The organism is Streptomyces sp. MA5143a, assembly GCF_900290235.1.
GTDB lineage: Bacteria > Actinomycetota > Actinomycetes > Streptomycetales > Streptomycetaceae > Streptomyces.
The window spans coordinates 87553-107497 of the sequence record NZ_OLMK01000042.1; the positions used below are offsets into that span (position 1 = coordinate 87553).

Sequence of the window (19945 nt, forward strand, 5' to 3'; positions counted from 1 at the left end):
CCGAAGTGATCCCGTTGTCGTTTGCCCAGCGTCGGCTCTGGTTCATCGACCGCTTCGAGGGCCCCTCAGCCACCTACAACGTGCCCCTCGCCCTCCACCTCGCCGGAGAGCTCGACACCCGCGCCCTCGCCGCCTCGATCCGCGATGTGATCGGCCGCCACGAAAGCCTGCGCACGATCCTCTACGACGAGGACGGCGTCCCCTACCAGCGAATACTTCCGCCGGAGGAGATCCGGCCCGACATCCCCGTCGTGGACGTCGAGCCCGAGCGGCTCCCCGAGGCCATCGCCGAGGCCGTCTCGTACACCTTCGACCTGTACGCCGAGATCCCCGTGCGCGCCCGCATCCTGCGGCAGGCCCCGGACCGGCACGTCCTGCTGCTGCTGTTCCACCACATCGCCGCCGACGGCGAGTCCGGCGCGCCCCTGCTGCGGGACCTGAGCCTCGCCTACCGGGCCCGCCGCGAGGGCCGCGCCCCCGAGTTCCCCGAACTGCCCGTCCAGTACGCCGACTACGCGCTCTGGCAGCGGGAGCTGCTCGGCGACGAGAACGACCCCGACAGTCTGGTCTCCCGCCAGCTCGCCCACTGGGAGGACGAGCTGGCCGGCCTGGCCCAACCGCTCCAGCTGCCCCTGGACCGCACCCGCCCGTCCGTGGCCAGTCACCGCGGCGACACCGTCGAGTTCGAGCTGGAGCCGGAACTCCTCGCCCAGGTCGAGGAACTGGCGACCGAGCGCGGACTGAGCGTGTCGATGGTCCTCCAGTCCGTCCTCGCGGTGCTGCTCCAGCAGCTCGGCGGCGGCGACGACATCCCGATCGGCTCCCCGATCGCGGGCCGCGGCGACGAGGACCTCGCCGATCTGGTCGGCTTCTTCGTCAACACCTGGGTGCTGCGCGTCCGCCTGGACGGCAACCCCACCTTCGAGGACGTCCTGGAGCAGGTCCGCGAGCGGGCCCTGAACGCCTACGACAACCAGGACGCCCCCTTCGAGATGCTGGTGGACCGGCTCAGCCCCGAGCGCTCCACCGCCTACAACCCGCTGTTCCAGGTGCTGTTCGCCTGGCAGAACATCACCCGCCCCGAGCTGGACCTGCCCGGCCTCGACGCCCGCCTCGACTTCGAGCAGCTCGACACCAAGACCTCCAAGTTCGACCTGGAGTTCAACATCGCCCGGCACCACGACGGGCAGGGCGCGCGCGGCACCATCGAGTACGCCCTCGACCTGTTCGACCGGTCCACGGCCGAGGCCGTCGGCGCCCGCTTCGTCCGCGTCCTGCGGCAGCTGATGGCCGACCCGGCCCTCCCGGTCGGCGCCGTCGACACCCTGGACCCGGCCGAGCGCCGGCGCTTCCTCGTCGAGATGAACGCCACCGCCGAGCAGACCCCGATGGTCACCCTGGCCCGGCTGGTCGAGGAGCAGGTCGCCCTCAGCCCCGACGCCGAGGCCGTCGTCCACGAGGGCACCTCGCTGACGTACGGCGAACTGAACGCCCGCGCCAACCGGTTGGCCCACGTCCTCGTCGGGCACGGTGTCGGCCCCGAGACGGTCGTCGCGCTGTCCCTGCCGCGCTCCCTCGACCTCGTGGTGGCGCTGCTCGCGGTGCTGAAGTCCGGCGGCGCCTATCTGCCGATCGACCCCAAGTACCCGAGCCACCGCCTGGAGTACATCCTCGGCGAGGCCCGCCCGCACCTGGTCCTCACCGACTCCGCGACGGTCTCCGTGCTGCCGGAGACGGACGCCCCGAAGCTGTACGTCGACGAGCTGGACCTGAGCGAGGAGCCGGACGGCAACCTCCCCGGCGGCGCCCACCCGCACAACCTGGCGTACGTCATGTACACCTCGGGCTCGACGGGCACCCCGAAGGGCGTCTCCCTCTCCCACCACAACATCGTCAACGGCGTCCTCCAGCTCGCCGAGCGCGTCGACATGGGCAAGGACTCGCGGACCCTCGCGGGCACCTCCATCAACTTCGACGTGTCGGTCTTCGAGATCTTCACGACGCTCACCCACGGCGGCACCGTCGAACTCGTCCGCGACGTCCTCGTCCTCGGCGAGCGCGCGGCCCGGGGCGAGGGCTGGAACGGCAGCCTCGTCAGCACCGTCCCGTCCGTCTTCGCCGAGCTGATGGACCACATCGCGGACACCACCAGCGTCGACACCCTCGTCTTCGCGGGCGAGGCGCTCTCCTCGACGCTCGCCGCCCGGGTCCGCGAGGCGTTCCCCGACGTGACGATCGTCAACGCCTACGGCCAGACCGAGAGCTTCTACGCCACCGCGTTCGCCATCGACGAGAGCCGCCGCTGGCACGGCGAGGGCAGCGCGCCCATCGGCACCCCGCTGGGCAACATGCGCGTCTACGTCCTCGGCCCCGGCCTCACCCCCGTACCGCGGGGCGTGGCGGGCGAGCTGTACGTCGCCGGCAACGTGGCGCGCGGCTACCACGGCCGCGCCGAGCTGACCGCCGACCGCTTCGTGGCCGACCCGTACGGGCCGCCCGGCTCCCGCATGTACCGCACGGGCGACCTCGCCCGCTGGAACGCCGAGGGTCAGCTGGAGTACCTCGGCCGCGGCGACACCCAGGTGAAGGTGCGCGGCTTCCGCATCGAGCCCGGTGAGGTCGAGGCCGCGCTGACCGCGCACCCGGGCATCGCCCAGGCCGCCGTCGTCGCCCGCGCCCACGGCACCACCAAGCAGCTCGTCGGCTATGTCGTCCCCGCCTACAGCAGCGACTCCACCAGCACCGACCTGCGCGCCGGCGTCGAGACCGCCGACCTGCGGGCCTTCGTCGGGCAGCGGCTCCCGGACTTCATGGTGCCGTCCGCGTTCGTCGTCCTCGACCGGCTGCCGCTCGCCCCGAACGGCAAGCTCGACCGCAAGGCGCTGCCCGAGCCGGAGTTCACCGCGGGCGCCTACCGGGCCCCCGGCACCGAGCGCGAGCGCATCCTCGCCGAGGTGTACGCCGAGGTCCTCGGCCTCGAACGCGTCGGCGTCGACGACGACTTCTTCGCCGTGGGCGGCGACTCCATCCGGTCCATCCAGGTCGTCTCCCGGGCCCGCGCCCAGGGCGTCGAGGTCACCCCCCGGCAGATCTTCGAGCGCCGGACGGCCGCGGAACTGGCCGCCGTCGCCTCCGAGCAGTCGACGGCCTCCGTCGTCCTGGAGGAGTACGAGGGCGGCGGCATCGGTGAGTTCCCGCTGCTGCCGATCGCCGAGTACATGCTGGAACTCGGCGGCTCCCACGACCGCTTCTCCATGGCCGTCCTCGCCGAACTCCCGCTCGGCATCGACCGCGCCGGCCTCGCCGCCACCCTCGACGCGGTCCTCGACCGCCACGACATCCTGCGCTCACGGCTCGACGCCGGGGCCCGCCGGATGATCGTCGGCGCGCCGGGCACGGTGGACGCGGGCACCCTGCTGCGCCGCGTCGCCTGCGACGGCTCACAGGCCGCGGACGAGCTGGTGGCCGCCGAACTCGACGCGGCGACCGGCCGCCTGGACCCGGCCGCCGGGGTCATGGCCCAGTTCGTGTGGCTCGACCCGGCCGATCCCAAGGCCCCCGGCCGCCTGATCATCGCCCTGCACCACCTCGTCGTCGACGGCGTCTCCTGGCGCGTCCTCCTGCCCGACCTCGCCGCCGCCTGGCAGCAGGTCAAGGAGCGGGGCCGGGCGAAGCTGCCGGCCGGCGGCACCTCCGTACGCCGCTGGACGCACGCCCTGATCGAGGAGGCCGGCTCGCCCGAGCGCACGGCCGAGCTGGACCTGTGGAAGCGGGTCCTCGACGGGCCCGACCCGCTGCTCTCGCACCGCCCGCTGGACCCCGCCGTCGACACCCGGGGCTCCCTCGACTTCGTCCGCGTGCAGCTCCCCGCCGACGTCACCGAGGCCCTCCTCACCACGGTCCCGGCAGCCTTCCACGGCGGCGTCAACGACGGCCTCCTCGCGGCCCTCGCCCTGGCCGTCACCAAGTGGCGCCGCGCGCGGAGCGTCTACGAGTCCTCCACCCTGATCAAGCTGGAGGGCCACGGCCGCGAACAGGACGTGGTCCCCGGCGCGGACCTGTCCGCCACGATCGGCTGGTTCACCAGCCTGTACCCGGTCCGCCTGGACGTGGCGGGCATCGACCTGGACGAGGCGTTCCAGGGCGGCAAGGCGGCAGGAGCCGCCGTGAAGGCCGTCAAGGAACAGCTCCTGTCGATCCCGGACAAGGGCCTCGGCCACGGCTTGCTGCGCTACTTGAACGAGACGACCGCGGCCGACCTGAACGCGCTCGGCTCCACCGGCCAGATCGGCTTCAACTACCTCGGCCGTTTCTCCTCCGCCGACATGCCCGAGCACCTGCGGGGCAACGGCTTCACCCAGCTCCGCGAGCTCTCCGCGCCCCTCGACGAGGACATGCCCGCCATGTCGTCCCTGGAGATCAACTCCCTGGTCGTCGACACGGAGGACGGCGCCCGGCTCGATGCGAGCATCGGCTTCCCGGCCGGCCTCTTCGAGAAGGAGGACGTCGAGGAGCTGGTGGACCTGTGGTTCACCGCGCTGACCGCCCTCGCCCGACACGTCGGCCAGGAGAACGCCGGCGGGCTCACCCCCTCCGACCTGCCCCTCGTGGACGTCACCCAGCAGGACATCGAACGGTGGGAGGAGACCTACCCCGGTCTCACCGACGTGTGGCCGCTCACGGCCCTCCAGTCGGGCCTGCTGTTCCACACGATGCTGAACGACGACTCCTGGGACGCCTACCAGATGCAGATGTCGTTCCACGTCACCGGCGAGGTCGACGCGGAGCGCATGCGCACCGCCGGCCAGGCCGTCCTGGACCGGCACCCGAACCTGCGGGCCGCGTTCGTCACCGACTCCGCCGGCCGCCAGGCCCAGGCCGTCGTGGACGGCGTCGAACTCCCCTGGCGGGAGATCGACCTGACCCACCTCCCCGAGGAGGAGCGCGAGGAGTCCTTCGAGCGGTTCCTCACCGCGGACCACGCGCAGGCGTTCGACCCGGCCAGCCCGCCGATGCTCCGCATGACCCTCGTCCGGATGACGGGCGAGACCTCCGAGCTGGTCCTCACCGCCAACCACGTCCTCTTCGACGGCTGGTCCTTCCCGCACCTGATGAAGGACCTCCTCCACCTGTACGGCTCCGGCGGCGACCCCGCGGTCCTGCCCCGCGTCCGCGGCTTCAAGGACTTCCTCACCTGGCTCGACCGCCAGGACCACGAGGCGTCGCGGCAGGCCTGGGCCCGCGAACTGGAGGGCGTCGAGGAGCCCACCCTGCTCGTGCGGGGCGGCGCCCCCGCCACCGGCAGCCAGGGCATCGGCTCCGTCGACGTGCCCCTGCCCCTGGACGAGGTGCGCAGGCTCACCCGCCGCGCCTCGGAGCTGGGCGTCACCGTCAACACCCTGGTGCAGGGCGCCTGGGCGGTCCTGCTCGGCCGGCTCACCGGACGCCGGGACGTCGTGTTCGGCGCGACCGTCTCCGGACGGCCCCCGGCGGTGCCGGACGTCGACTCGATGGTCGGCCTGTTCATCAACACGCTGCCCGTCCGCGTCGAGTACGGGCCCGGCGACTCCCTCGCCGACGTCCTCACCGCGCTCCAGCGGCGGCAGGCCGCGCTGCTCGACCACCACCACCAGGGTCTGAGCGAGATCCAGCAGAGCACCGGCCTCAGCTCCCTCTTCGACACCCTGGTCGTCTTCGAGTCCTACCCGGTGGACCGGGCCGGCCTCGACGAGGCCAACGCGGCGGCCGGGATCGCCTTCACCACCATCCGCCCCTCCACGGGCACCCACTACCCGTTGACCGTGATGGCGGACGCCGACCCGCATCTGCGGCTCGCCCTCCAGTTCCAGGAGCACGTCCTGGACCGGGCCGCCGTCGAGTCGTACGCGGCGCGCCTCGCCCTCGTCCTGCGGCAGCTGGCGGACGACCCGACCCTGCCGGTCGGTCTCGTCGACCTGCTGGAGCCGGCCGAGCACGAGCGTCTGCTGGAGCTGAGCGGCACCACCGCGCCCCGCCCCGACACGACCGTCACCCGGCTCATCGAGAAGCAGGCCGCGGCCACCCCGGACTCGATCGCACTCGTCCACGAGGGCGCCCGCACGACGTACGAGCAGCTCAACTCCCGCGCCAACCGGCTCGCCCGGCTCCTCGTCGACCGCGGCGTCGGCCCGGAGACCGTCGTCGCCGTGTCCCTGCCCCGCTCGACCGACCTGGCCGTGGCCCTGCTGGCGGTGCTGAAGGCGGGCGGCGCCTATCTGCCGATCGACCCGAAGTACCCGAGCCACCGCCTGGAGTACATCCTCGGCGAGGCCCGCCCGACCCTGGTCCTCACGGACGCCGAGACGGTCGCGGTGCTGCCGGACACCGACACGCCGAAGCTGTACGTCGACGAGCTCGACCTGCCGGCCGACGACACCGATCTCGGCCGTCCGGTCCACCCGCAGAACCTCGCGTACGTGATGTACACCTCGGGTTCCTCCGGCACCCCCAAGGGCGTCGCCATCACCCACGCCAACATCGTCAACGGTGTGCTGGGGCTCGCCGCCCGCATGGGCGTCCAGGCCGGCTCCAAGGTCCTCGCCGGTACCTCGATCAACTTCGACGTCTCCGCGTTCGAGCTGTTCACCACGCTCGTCCACGGCGGCACGGCGGAGATCGTCCGGGACGTCCTGGTCCTCGGCGAGCGCGACCACTGGCGGGGGGCCGTCGTCAGCACGGTGCCGTCGGCGTTCGCGGAACTCCTCGACCAGATCGCCGACCGCACCTCCATGGACACGGTCGTCTTCGCGGGCGAGGCCCTGTCGTCGACGCTGGTCTCCCGGGTCCGCGAGGCGTTCCCCGGCGTCCGGATCGTCAACGCCTACGGGCAGACGGAGAGCTTCTACGCGACCACGTTCGACGCGGGCGACTGGGACGGCACGGGCAGCGCGCCCGTCGGCACCCCGCTGCCCAACATGCGGGCGTACGTCCTCGGCGCGGGCCTCACGCCCGTGCCGCCGGGCGCCGTCGGCGAGCTGTACGTCGCCGGGAACCTGGGCCGCGGCTACCGCGGACGGCCCGAGCTGACCGCCGACCGGTTCGTCGCCGACCCGTTCGGCGAGCCCGGCTCCCGGATGTACCGCACCGGTGACCTCGCCCGCTGGACCGAGGACGGGCAGATCGAGTACCTCGGCCGGGGCGACACCCAGGTCAAGGTGCGCGGCTTCCGCATCGAACCCGGCGAGGTCGAGGCCGCCCTCGCCTCCCACCCGCAGGTCACCCAGGCCGCGGTGATCGCCCGCAACGGGCGCGGCACCAACGCCGGCCAGGTCCTCGTGGCGTACGTCGTGCCCACCGCGCCCGACGCGGTGGACGCCGACGAGCTGGGCGCCCACGCGGCCCGCGAGCTCCCCGAGTTCATGGTCCCGGCCGCCTACGTCGCCCTCGACCGGCTGCCGCTGATGCCGAACGGCAAGCTCGACCGGGCCGCGCTGCCCGCCCCCGAGTTCGCCGGGGTGCCCTACCGGGCGCCGCGCACCAAGCGGGAGGAGATCCTCGCCGGGCTGTACGCCGAGGTCCTCGGCGTGGACGAGGTCGGCATCGACGACAACTTCTTCAACCTGGGCGGCCACTCGCTCCTCGCAACCCGTCTGATCAGCCGTATCCGCACCGCACTGGGCGTGGAGATCCCGATCAAGGTGGTCTTCGGCTCGCCCACGGTCGCCGAGCTGACGGCGCAGCTGTCGTCCGGCGACACCGTCCGCACCCCGCTGCGGCGCCTGCGCACCCGCCCCGAGAAGCTGCCGCTGTCGTTCGCCCAGCGCCGGCTGTGGTTCATCGACCGGTTCGAGGGGCCTTCGGCGACGTACAACATCCCGATGGCGCTGCGGCTGACCGGCGACCTGGACACCGAGGCGCTCGCCGAGGCGATCCGGGACGTCGTGGCCCGCCACGAGAGCCTGCGCACCGTGTACGCGGAGGACGTGGACGGCACCGCCTACCAGGTCGTCCTGGAGCCGGGGCAGTACAGCCTCCCCGTCCCGGTCGTCGAGGTGGCGGCGGACGACGTGGCGGACGCGGTCGCCCGCGCGGCCCGGCACCACTTCGACCTCGCGAGTGACATCCCCGTCAAGGCGGGCATCCTGCGCGTCGGCCCGGGCGAGCACCTCCTGACCCTGCTCATCCACCACATCGCCAGCGACGGCGAGTCCATGGCCCCGCTGATCCGGGACATCTCCACCGCCTACGCGGCCCGCCGCGAGGGCCTCGCGCCCGAGTTCGCCGAACTGTCCGTGCAGTACGCCGACTACACGCTCTGGCAGCGGGACCTGCTCGGCGACGCCACCGACCCGGACAGCGTGCTCGCCGCGCAGTCCTCGTACTGGCGGCGCGAACTGGCCGCCGTACCGCAGCCGCTGAGGCTGCCCGTGGACCGGCCGCGCCCGCCGAAGGCGAGCTACCGGGGCGAGATGCTCGACTTCCGCCTCGACGACGACCTCCTGGTCGCCGTGGAGAAGCTGGCCCGCGAGCACGACGTGACCGTCTCCATGGTCATGCAGTCCGTCCTCGCGGTGCTGCTGCACCAGCTCGGCGGTGGAGACGACATCCCGATCGGCTCTCCGATCGCCGGCCGCACCGACGAGGCCCTCGCCGACCTGGTCGGGTTCTTCGTCAACACCTGGGTGCTGCGCGCCGAACTGTCCGCCAACCCCACCTTCGAGGAGCTGATCGCCCAGGTCCGCGGGAAGGCCCTGGCCGCGTACGCCAACCAGGACGCCCCCTTCGAGCGCCTGGTGGAACTGCTCAACCCCGAGCGGTCCACGGCCTACCACCCGCTGTTCCAGGTCATGTTCGCCTGGCAGAACTTCGCGCAGGCCGACTTCGACCTGCCGGGCCTGGACGTCGCCTATGTGCCGACGCCCACCGGGACCGCCAAGTTCGACCTGTTCTTCAACCTCACCGAGGTGACGGGCCCGGACGGACGCGAGGTCGAGGGCCTGCTGGAGTACGCCTCCGACCTGTTCGACCGGGAGACGGCCGAGCGCGTCGCCGACCGCTTCGTGCGGGTGCTGCGCCAGCTCGTCGCCGCCCCGGCGGCCCGTGTCGGCGCGGTCGACCTCCTCGACGACGCCGAGCGCGAGCAGGTGCTGCACCGCTTCAACGACACCGCCGAGCCGACCCCGCACCTCACGGTCGCCGAACTCGTCGAGAAGCAGGTCGCCGCCACCCCGGACGCGGTCGCGATCGTCTCCGGCGACACCACGCTCGCCTACTGGGAGCTGAACGCCCGCGCCAACCGGCTCGCCCGCGAACTCGTCGCCCACGGCGTCGGCCCCGAGACCCTGGTCGCGGTGTCCCTGCCGCGCACCGCCGACCTCGCGGTCGCCCTGCTCGCCGTCCTCAAGTCGGGCGGCGTCTACCTCCCGATCGACCCCAAGTACCCGAGCCACCGCCTGGACCACATCCTCACCGAGGCGGCCCCGGCCCTCGTCCTCACGGACACCGGGACGGTCTCGGTGCTCCCCGAGACGGACCTCCCCAAGCTGTACCTGGACCGGCTCGACCTCACCGACCGCTCCCCGGACAACCTGCCGGTCACCGCCCACCCGCAGAACCTGGCGTACGTCATGTACACCTCGGGCTCGACCGGTGTGCCGAAGGGCGTGTCCCTCAGCCACCACAACATCGTCAACGGTGTGCTGCGGCTGATCCCGAGGGTCGGTGTGAAGAAGGGCTCGCGGATCCTCGCGGGCACCTCCATCAACTTCGACGTGTCGGTGTTCGAACTGTTCACCACGCTCAGCGTCGGCGGCAGCGCCGAGATCGTCCGGGACGTCCTCGTCCTCGGCGAACGCGACAGCTGGAACGGCACGATGATCTCCACCGTGCCGTCGGCCTTCACAGAGCTGCTCGACCAGCTCGCGGGCCGCCTCACCGTCGAGACGGTCGTCTTCGCCGGCGAGGCCCTGCCCACCGCCCTGGTGGAGCGGATGCGGGAGCAGATCCCCGGCGTCCGCGTCGTCAACGCCTACGGCCAGACCGAGTCGTTCTACGCCACCACCCACACCGCGACCGGCACGGGAGCGGCCGGCGGCACCGGCAGCGCGCCCATCGGCACGCCCCTCGGCAACATGCGGGCCTACGTCCTCGGCCCCGGCTTCACCCCGGCGCCCGTGGGCGTGGTCGGCGAGCTGTACATCGCCGGTGACGTCAGCCGCGGCTACCGCGGCCGGCCCGACCTGACCGCCGAGCGGTTCGTCGCCGACCCGTTCGGCCCGCCCGGCTCCCGCATGTACCGCACGGGCGACCTCGCCCGCTGGAACGCCGACGGGCAGCTGGAGTACGCCGGACGCGCCGACTCCCAGGTCAAGGTGCGGGGCTTCCGCATCGAGCCCGGCGAGGTCGAGGCCGCGATCACCGCGCACCCCGGTGTCGCCCGGGCGGCGGTCGTGGTTCGTGAGCACGGCAGGACCAAGCAGCTCGTCGGCTATGTGGTCCCGGCGGACGCGGGGACGGGCGGTGACGGCGCCGGACAGCTCGGCGGCACCGACTTCGACCTCACCGCCGGACTCACCTCACGCGACCTGCGCTCCTTCGTCTCCGACCGGCTCCCCGAGTTCATGGTCCCGGCCTCCTTCGTCGTCCTCGACCGGCTGCCGCTCGCCCCGAACGGCAAGCTCGACACCAAGGCGCTGCCCGAACCGGAGTTCAGCGGCGGCGAGTACCGGGCGCCCCGCACCCCGGAGGAGGAGATCCTCGCCGCCGTGTACGCCGACGTGCTCGGCCACGGCCGGGTCGGCATCGACGACGACTTCTTCGCCGTCGGCGGTGACTCCATCCGCTCCATCCAGGTCGTCACCCGGGCCCGCGCCCAGGGCGTCGAGGTCAGCCCGCGTGAGATCTTCGAGCACCGCACGGTCGCCGAACTCGCCCGCGTGGCCCGCACCACCGGCACCGCCGTGCTCCTGGAGGAGTTCGAGGGCGGCGGCACGGGCACCCTGCCGCTGCTGCCGATCGCCCAGTACATGCTGGAACTCGGCGGCGACTTCGACCGCTTCTCCATGTCCCTCCCGCTGGAACTGCCCCTCGGCATCGACCGGTCCGGCCTCGTCGCCACCCTCGACGCCGTGTTCGACCGCCATGACCTGCTCCGGTCCCGGCTGACCGGCGCGAGCCTGGAGGTCGCTCCGGCGGGCTCCACCGACACCGCCTCCCTGATCCGGCGCGTCGCCTGCGACGGGACCTGGGACGAGACCTGGTTGCGCGACGCAGCCGCCGAACTCGACGCGGCCACCGGCCGACTGGACCCGGCGGCCGGGGTGATGGCGCAGTTCGTGTGGTTCGACCCGGCCGACCCGGAGATCCCCGGCCGCCTGATCATCGCCCTGCACCATCTGGTCGTCGACGGTGTCTCCTGGCGCATCCTGCTGCCCGACCTCGCCGAGGCGTGGAAGCAGCTGACGGAGAACGGCACGGCGGAACTCCCGCCGGTCGGCACCTCCGTACGGCGCTGGACGCACGCCCTGATCGAGGAGGCCGGCTCCCCGGAGCGCACGGCCGAACTGGAGCTGTGGCGGGGCGTCCTCGACGGCCCCGACCCCCTGCTGGGCTCCCGCCCGCTGGACCCGGCCGCCGACACCCGTTCCACCATGGACCATGTCTCGCTCCGCCTCCCGGTGGAGGTCACCGAGGCCCTCCTGACGAAGGTCCCGGCGGCCTTCCACGGCGGCGTCAACGACGCCCTCCTCGCGGCCCTCGCCCTCGCGGTGACCAAGTGGCGCCGAGGCAGGGGCGTGGACGAGCCGTCGACGCTGGTCCGTCTCGAAGGCCACGGCCGCGAACAGGACGTCGTCCCCGGCGCGGACCTGTCCTCCACGATCGGCTGGTTCACCAGCATGTACCCGGTCCGCCTGGACACGACGGGCTTCGACGTGGACGAGGCGTTCGAGGGCGGCGCCACGACGGGCGCGGTGGTGAAGTCCGTCAAGGAGCAACTCCTCGCGATCCCGGACAAGGGCCTGGGCTACGGCCTCCTGCGCTACTTCAACGAGGGCACCGCGGCCGACCTCGGCGCTCTCGGTGCCGCCGGGCAGATCGGGTTCAACTACCTCGGCCGCTTCTCCTCCGCCGACATGCCGGAGGAACTCCGCCACCTCGGCTGGACCCAGCTCCCCGACGTGACCCTCTCCCCGGACCTGGGCGGGATGCCCGCCATGACCACCGTCGAGATCAACTCGGCGGTCATCGACACCGACCTCGGCGCCCAGCTCGACGCCTCCGTCGGCTTCCCGGCCGGCGTCCTCACCCGCACCGAGGTCGAGGACCTCATGTCCCTCTGGGCGGACGCCCTGAAGGCGATCACCACCCATGTCACCGAGGACCCGAAGGCCGGCGGGCTCACCCCCTCCGACCTGCCCCTCGTCGACGTGACCCAGCGGGACATCGAGCAGTGGGAGGAGACCTACCCCGGCCTCGGCGACGTCTGGCCGCTCACCGCGCTCCAGTCGGGCCTGCTCTTCCAGTCCCTCCTGGACGACGACGCGGCACACGACGCGTACCAGATGCAGATCGCCTTCCATGTCTCCGGCCGGATCGACCCGGTGCGTATGCGGGCCGCGGGCCAGGCCGTGCTCGACCGCTACCCGAACCTGCGCGTCGCGTTCGTGACGGACTCGGCCGGCCGGCAGGTCCAGGCCGTCGTGGACGGCGTCCGCCTTCCCTGGCGGGAGGTCGACCTGCGCGAACTCCCGGAGAAGGAGCGGGAGGCGGCCTTCGAGCGGTTCCTCGCCGAGGACCACACCGCCCACTTCGACCCGGCGGCCCCGCCGCTGCTGCGGCTGTCCCTGGTCCGGATGACCGACGACCGCTCCGAACTGGTCCTCACCGCCCACCATGTGCTGTTCGACGGCTGGTCCTTCCCGATCCTCATGCAGGACCTGCTCCATCTGTACGGCTCCGCCGGCGACCCGGCCGTCCTGCCCCGCACCCGCGGCTTCAAGGACTTCCTCACCTGGCTGTCCCGCCAGGACGAGGCGGAGACGGCCCGCGCCTGGGCGGCGGAACTGGCGGGCGTGGAGGAACCCACCCTCCTGGCACCCCCCACCCCGGCCGGCGTCGCGGAACAGGCCGGCGACAAGGACGCGGACACGGCCACGGACGGCGGTGACCCCGGTGTCGGCCAGCTCGACGTACGGCTGCCGCTCGACGAGGCCCGCGCCCTCAACCGCCGCGCCTCCGAACTCGGCATCACCGTCAACACGCTCGTCCAGGGCGCGTGGGCGGTCGTCCTCGGCCGGCTGACGAACCGCTCGGACGTCGTGTTCGGCGCGACCGTCTCCGGGCGGCCGCCGACGGTGACCGACGTGGACTCGATGGTCGGACTCTTCATCAACACCCTGCCCGTACGCGTCGAGTACGGCCCCGGCGACACCCTCGCCGACCTGCTCACCGGGCTCCAGCGGCGCCAGGCGGCGCTCCTCGACCACCATCACCACGGGCTGAGCGAGATCCACCGGACGACCGGACTGAGCACCCTCTTCGACACCCTCGTGGTCTTCGAGTCGTTCCCCGTGGACAAGGAGGGCATCGACTCCGCCAACAGCGCCGCCGGGATCGCCTTCACCGGCATCCGCCCCTTCTCCGGCACGCACTACCCGCTGACGGTGATGGCGGCCGCCGACCCGCACCTCCACCTGGTCCTCCAGTACCAGCAGCACGTCTTCGACCGGGAGACCGTCGAGGCGCTCGGCGGCCGGCTCGTGCGGGTCCTCAGGCAGATGGCGGCCGACCCGTCGGTCCCGGTGGGCCGCGTCGACCTCCTCGAACCGGCCGAGCACGAGCGGCTCGCCGAACTGAGCGGCACCTCGGCCGGCACCCCGGCGCTGACCGTCGCCGAACTGGTCGAACGGCAGGTCGCGGCCACCCCGGACGCGCCGGCCGTGGAGTACGGCGACACGACGCTGACGTACGCGGGGCTGAACGCGGCGGCCAACCGGCTCGCCCGGGAGCTCGTCGCCCACGGCGTCGGCCCGGAGACCGTGGTCGCGGTGGCCCTGCCCCGCACCGAGGGCCTCGCGGTGGCCCTGCTGGCGGTACTGAAGGCGGGCGGCGCCCATCTGCCGATCGACCCGAAGTACCCGAGCCACCGCCTGGAGTACATCCTCGGCGAGGCCCGGCCCCAGCTGGTCCTCACCGACTCGGCGACGGTCTCCGTACTGCCCCCGACGACCGTGCCGAAGCTGTACGTCGACGAGCTGGTCCTCCCGGCCGACGACACCGACCTCGGCCGCCCGGTCCACCCGGAGAACCTCGCGTACGTGATGTACACCTCCGGTTCGACGGGCACCCCGAAGGGCGTAGCGATCACGCACTCCAACGTGGTCAACGGCGTGCTGCGGCTGGCCGGCCCGGTGGGCATGGCACCCGGCCGCCGGATGCTCGCGGGCACCTCGGTCAACTTCGACGTCTCGGTGTTCGAGCTGTTCACCACCCTCGCCCACGGCGGGACCGTCGAGATCGTCCGCGACGTGCTCGCCCTGGGAGAGCGGGACGGCTGGCAGGGCTCCGTCATCAGCACCGTCCCGTCCGTCTTCGCCGAACTCGTCGACCAGCTCGCCGACACCACCACCGTCGACACCCTGGTCTTCGCGGGCGAGGGCCTGCCCTCCGGGCTCGTACGCCGGGTCCGGGAGGCCTTCCCCGACGTGCGCGTGATCAACGCGTACGGCCAGACGGAGAGCTTCTACGCCACCCTCGCCGAGGTGGGCGACACCACGGCCGGCGCCCCGATCGGCGCCCCGCTCGCCAACATGCGGGCGTACGTCCTCGGTCCGGGGCTCACCCCGGTACCGCCGGGCGCGGTGGGGGAGCTGTACGTCGCGGGGAACGTCGGACGCGGCTACCGGGGACGCCCCGAGCTGACCGCGGACCGGTTCGTCGCCGACCCGTTCGGCCCGCCCGGCTCCCGGATGTACCGCACGGGCGACCTCGCCCGCTGGAACACCGACGGGCAGCTGGAGTACGCCGGTCGCGGTGACGCGCAGGTCAAGGTGCGCGGCTTCCGCGTCGAACCCGGCGAGGTGGAGGCGGCCCTGACGGCCCACCCGGCCGTCGACCGGGCCGTGGTCGTGGCGAAGCCGTACGGGAACAGCCGGCGGCTCGTCGCCTACGTGGTGCCCGGCGCCGACCTCGACGCCGACTCGCTGCGGGCCCACACCGCGGGCCGGCTCCCGGAGTTCATGGTCCCCTCCGCGTTCGTGCATCTGGACCGGCTGCCGCTCGCCCCGAACGGCAAACTCGACCACCGGGCGCTGCCCGAGCCCGAGTTCACCGGTGAGGCGTACCGGGCGCCGCGCACCGGCCGGGAGGAGGCCCTGGCGGCCCTCTTCGCGGAGGTCCTCGGCCTGGAGAAGGTCGGCATCGACGACGACTTCTTCTCCCTGGGCGGCCACTCCCTCCTCGCGGCCCGGCTCGTCAGCCGCGTCCGCCGGGAACTCGGCTGGTCGCTGCCCATGCGGGCGGTGTTCCAGGCGCCCACGGTGGCCGGGCTCGCCGCGCACGGCACGCGGACGGCGGGGGAGAACACCGACCCGTTCGCCCGCGTCCTGACCATCAAGCCCGGCGGGGACCGCGAACCCCTGTGGTTCGTGCACCTCACCGGCGGTCTCGCCTGGCCCTATCTGTCCTTCGCCGGGCACCTGCCCGCCGACCGGCCGGCGTACGGCATCCAGTCGCCCGCGTGGTCCGCCGTGCGGGACCTGGCGGCCGGGAAGTCCCCGGAGGGTTCGCCGTCGTCGAATTCCCTGCCGAATTCGCTGGAATCCCTGGTGACGGATTACGTCACGGAGATACTCTCGATTCAGCCCGAGGGACCGTTCCATCTGATCGGCTGGTCCTTCGGCGGGGCGGTCGTCCACGCGATGGCCGCGGAACTCCAGCGCAGGGGCCACGAAGTCGCCCTCCTCGGTCTGCTCGACGCGGCACCGAGCGGTCACTTCGCGAACGACCCGGAACTCGAACTGGCCCAGGTGCGCACCCTCCTCGGCGCATTCGTCGGAGAGCTCGGCGGGAACGCCGGCGGAACGGACCAGGAAAGCCTCCTGGCGACGTCGTCGGAGTTCGTGGTCCACCACGTCGAACTGCTGAAGGACTTCACACCGCCGGTCTTCACGGGCGACGTGCTCTTCTTCAACGCGACGCTGAACCCCGAGGCGCCCTACACGGACCAGTGGGCACCGTACGTCGACGGCGAGCTGACGGCGTACGACGTCCACAGCACCCACCACGAGATGTGCCTTCCGGCGCACGCCGCCGGAATGGCGGAAGTCATCGGCCACAAGCTCGACGAGCTCGACAAGGCCCAGGGCGGCACACCGTCCTGATCCCCTCGCGGGACCCCTACCCCCCGGTCCCCGCGAATCCGTCCCCGGGGCGCACCCACAAGGAACGCCCCGGGGACGGAAAAAACCCTCAGAAAGCGCCCCGCGCCGAGAATTGGTAGGTCCGAATGTTCGTTCCCGATCCGTACCGGGAGCCGGACGGCTCGTGGATGACCGAGCTGATCCGCCTCAACCCCTTCGCCCTGCTGGTGTCCAACGGCCCCGCCGACGCCGACCCGTACGCCACCCACCTCCCCGTGATCCGCGACCCGGAGTGGACCGGCGCATGGACCGAGAACCTGGCCGGCGGCCGCCTCATCGGCCATATGAACCGGGAGAACCCGCACTGGACGGCCCTGGAGAACGGCACGCCCGTCCTCATCACCTTCACCGGGCCGCACGCCTATGTGTCGCCGACGGTCTACGACATCACCCCGGCCGCGCCCACCTGGGACTTCACCTCCGTCCACGTCCACGGTGTCTTCGAGAAGATCGAGGCCGCCGCCCCCGGTGAGGACTCCCTGGAGGTCTGCAAGGACACCGTCAAGGCCTACGAGCGCGACTTCGGCGCCGCCAAGGCCTGGGACATGTCCCGCTCCATCGACTACTTCGCGACGATCCTGCCCGCGGTGGGCGCCTTCCGCGTCGAGATCACCGGCGCCGAGGGCATGTTCAAGCTCAGCCAGGAACAGGACGAGGAGATCCGCGAGCGGGTCCGCGAGGACTTCGCCCTGCGCGACTCCAGCCAGTACCGCGAGACGGCCGAACTCATGGACCGCATGGAGAAGACCGGCACCATCAAGGGCTGCCCGGTCCACCACTGAGTTCAACTGTCCACCCTGTACCGCCGTTGACGCTCCAAAAAGGCGCAACGTACCTTTCCAGCACACCACTTGCGGGAGAATTCATGGAAGCGAACACCGAAGCGTACGAGGTCGTGGGAATAGGTTTCGGACCGGCCAACCTCTCGCTCGCCATCGCACTGGAGGAGCAGCGCGGAAAGGACGAGAAGCAGCTCACCGCGGCCTTCTTCGAGAAGCAGCCGTCCCTCGGCTGGCACCGCAACATGCTGCTTCCCGACACCAAGATGCAGATTTCCTTCCTGAAGGATCTGGCGACCTTCCGCAACCCCGCCTCCCAGTGGAGCTTCATCGCCTATCTGCACGCCGCGGGCCGTCTCGCGCAGTTCGTGAACAACCAGAACTTCTTCCCCACCCGGAACGAATTCCACGACTATCTCGAATGGGCCGAGTCCAGTTTCTCGGACCGTGTCACCTACAACTCCGAGGTGAACGCGGTCCACCTGCCCGACGGACACGCCGGCGGCCCTGTCGACACCGTCCGCGTCGAGGTGAAGGACAACGGCCCGCGCGGCGGCACCCGCCTCGTCGAGGCCCGCAACCTCGTCATCTCCACCGGCCTGGTCCCGAAGATGCCCGACGGAGTCGACCGCGGCGAACGCGTCTGGCACAGCTCCGAGTTCCTCGGCCGCTTCAACACCCTCGACCCGAGCCGGGTCCGCCGGTTCGCCGTCGTCGGCGCCGGCCAGAGCGCCGCCGAGATCACCCGGTTCGTCTACGACACGATCCCGGACGCCGAGGTCTACGCGATCATGCCGTCGTACGGCTACTCGATCGCCGACGACACCCCCTACGCCAACCGCATCTTCGACGCCGACGCCGTCGACGACTACTACGGCGGCACCGACCGCACCCGCGAGTCGTTCTGGCGCTACCACCGCAACACCAACTACGGCGTCGCCGACGACGAGGTCATCCGCGACCTCTACCAGCGCGCCTACGACGACGAGGTGGCCCGGATCAAGCGCCTCCATCTGCTCAACCTGTCCCGCGTCCAGCGGGTCGACCAGAGGGCCGACGGGGCCAGGCTCACCATGCACTCCGTGCGCGACGACTCGGTGTACGACCTCGACGTCGACGCGATCGTCTTCGCCACCGGCTACGACTCCATGGATCCGACCGCCCTCCTGGGTGACCTGGCGCCGTACTGCCTCCGCGACGACGAGGGCCGCCTCAGGGTCGAGCGCGACTACCGCCTCGTCACCGAGCCCGAGCTGAACGTCGGCATCTACCTCCAGGGCGGCACCGAGCACACCCACGGCCTCGCCTCCTCGCTGCTGTCCAACATCGCCATCCGCAGCGGCGAGATCGCCGACGCCATCGCCATCGACCTGGCGTCACGCCAGCACACGACCGTCTGACACGACCGCCCCGGGACCGCGGCCCCGTCAGGCCCGGGGCCGTGGCTCCGTCAGCACCGACCGTTTCGACCACACACCGATCGACGCACCCCGAGAAGGAGTGACCCCGTCATGAGCACCAACCCGTTCGACGACGCCAACGGCACCTTCCACGTCCTCGTCAACGACGAGGAGCAGCACTCGCTGTGGCCGACCTTCACCCAGGTCCCGGCGGGCTGGCGGGTGGTGTTCGGCGACGCCGGCCGCCAGGACTGCCTCGACTACATCGAGCGGCACTGGACCGACCTGCGACCCAAGAGCCTCCGCGAGGCGATGGCCGGCGCATGAGCGCCCGCCGCGAGGGTGTCCTCGCCCGCCCTCGCGCGGCGGTGCGCCGCCGGACCCCCCTCCGGCCGGCGTACCGCCGTGGGGAGCGCACCGCGACCCGCCGCCGATACCTGATGTGCCAGCCGTACCCGTTCGACGCGGTGGAGGCCGACCGTCCCTGGACCGACCGGTCCTCCGCGCCCCTGACCTCCCGGCGGGCCCTGACGCAGTGGGGCCGCCTCTACAGCCTCTACCTCTCGCTCGGCCACGACGTCCGGCTGATCGGCCCGCTGCCGGGGCTCCCCGACGCGGTCCGCGCGGCGGCGACCGCGGCGGTCGTGGACGGCCGGGTGCTGGGGGCGCGCCGGGGCGGTCCGGCGGGTGAACCGGCGTACCTGGACTGGTTCCGCACGCACGGCTTCACGGACGTACGGGGTGCCGTGCACGCCAACGAGGGCGCGCGGGACGTCCTGGTCACCGACCGCTGGATCCTCGCCGGCCGCCAGGTGGGGAGCGCCCCCGAGGCCCACCGCGAGGCCCTGGACTTCTTCCGGCGCCCGCTGATCAGCCTGGAGCTGGCGGACCCCCGCTTCCAGCACCTCGACACCGCGCTGGCCGTCCTGGACGGCGACGAGGTGATGTACCACCCGGAGGCGTTCACCGAGGTCAGCCGGGACGTGCTGGCCGGCCTCTTCCCCGACGCGCTCCTGGTCGACGAGCCGGCCGCGGCGTCGCTGGCGCTGGGCGCGGTCAGCGACGGCCTCCACGTGGTCCTGCCGGAAACGGCGGAAGCGGTGGGGCCGGCGCTGCGGGAGCGGGGGTTCCGGCCTCTGCTGCTGGATCTGTCGGAGCTGGTGAGGGGAGACGGAGGAGTCAAGTCCTGCACGCTGGAGTTGGGGCCGGGCGCCTAGTGGCTCGGGGGTGCGCGGTTCGTCGGCGGGTGCGGGTGCGTCGTGGTTTCTCGCGCAGTTCCCCGCGCCCCTGAAGGAACGGGCCTGCGGCCCTTCCTTCATATGAAAAGCAGCGGGCGCAGCCCGTGCTTTTCAGGGGCGCGGGGAACTGC

General features: G+C 72.1%; 5 protein-coding genes. All 5 read left to right on the forward strand.

Translation table 11 applies throughout. The features are described from left to right. The first annotated feature begins 5 nt into the window (after positions 1-5). Positions 6-16358 carry a non-ribosomal peptide synthetase gene (locus tag SMA5143A_RS19750; protein ID WP_107464222.1) on the forward strand — a complete coding sequence of 5451 codons (16353 nt, stop codon included), beginning with the start codon at positions 6-8 and terminating at the stop codon, positions 16356-16358. A gap of 125 nt (positions 16359-16483) precedes the next feature. Further along, on the forward strand, positions 16484-17179 hold the full coding sequence (locus SMA5143A_RS19755; protein ID WP_055538566.1) for an FMN-binding negative transcriptional regulator: 696 nt from the start codon (positions 16484-16486) through the stop codon (positions 17177-17179). An 83-nt stretch (positions 17180-17262) separates the two neighbouring features. Continuing rightward, the gene (locus SMA5143A_RS19760; RefSeq protein WP_107464223.1) at positions 17263-18576 is read left to right on the forward strand and encodes a lysine N(6)-hydroxylase/L-ornithine N(5)-oxygenase family protein; all 1314 of its coding nucleotides are present in this window, start codon (positions 17263-17265) and stop codon (positions 18574-18576) included. 111 nt (positions 18577-18687) lie between these two features. Beyond that, entirely contained in the window at positions 18688-18903 is a 216-nt protein-coding gene (locus SMA5143A_RS19765) for an MbtH family protein (RefSeq protein ID WP_055516485.1), read from the forward strand. Beyond that, positions 18900-19793 carry a dimethylarginine dimethylaminohydrolase family protein gene (locus tag SMA5143A_RS19770; protein WP_258193624.1) on the forward strand — a complete coding sequence of 298 codons (894 nt, stop codon included), beginning with the start codon at positions 18900-18902 and terminating at the stop codon, positions 19791-19793. The genes SMA5143A_RS19765 and SMA5143A_RS19770 overlap by 4 nt, the downstream gene beginning before the upstream one ends. Positions 19794-19945 lie beyond the last annotated feature (152 nt).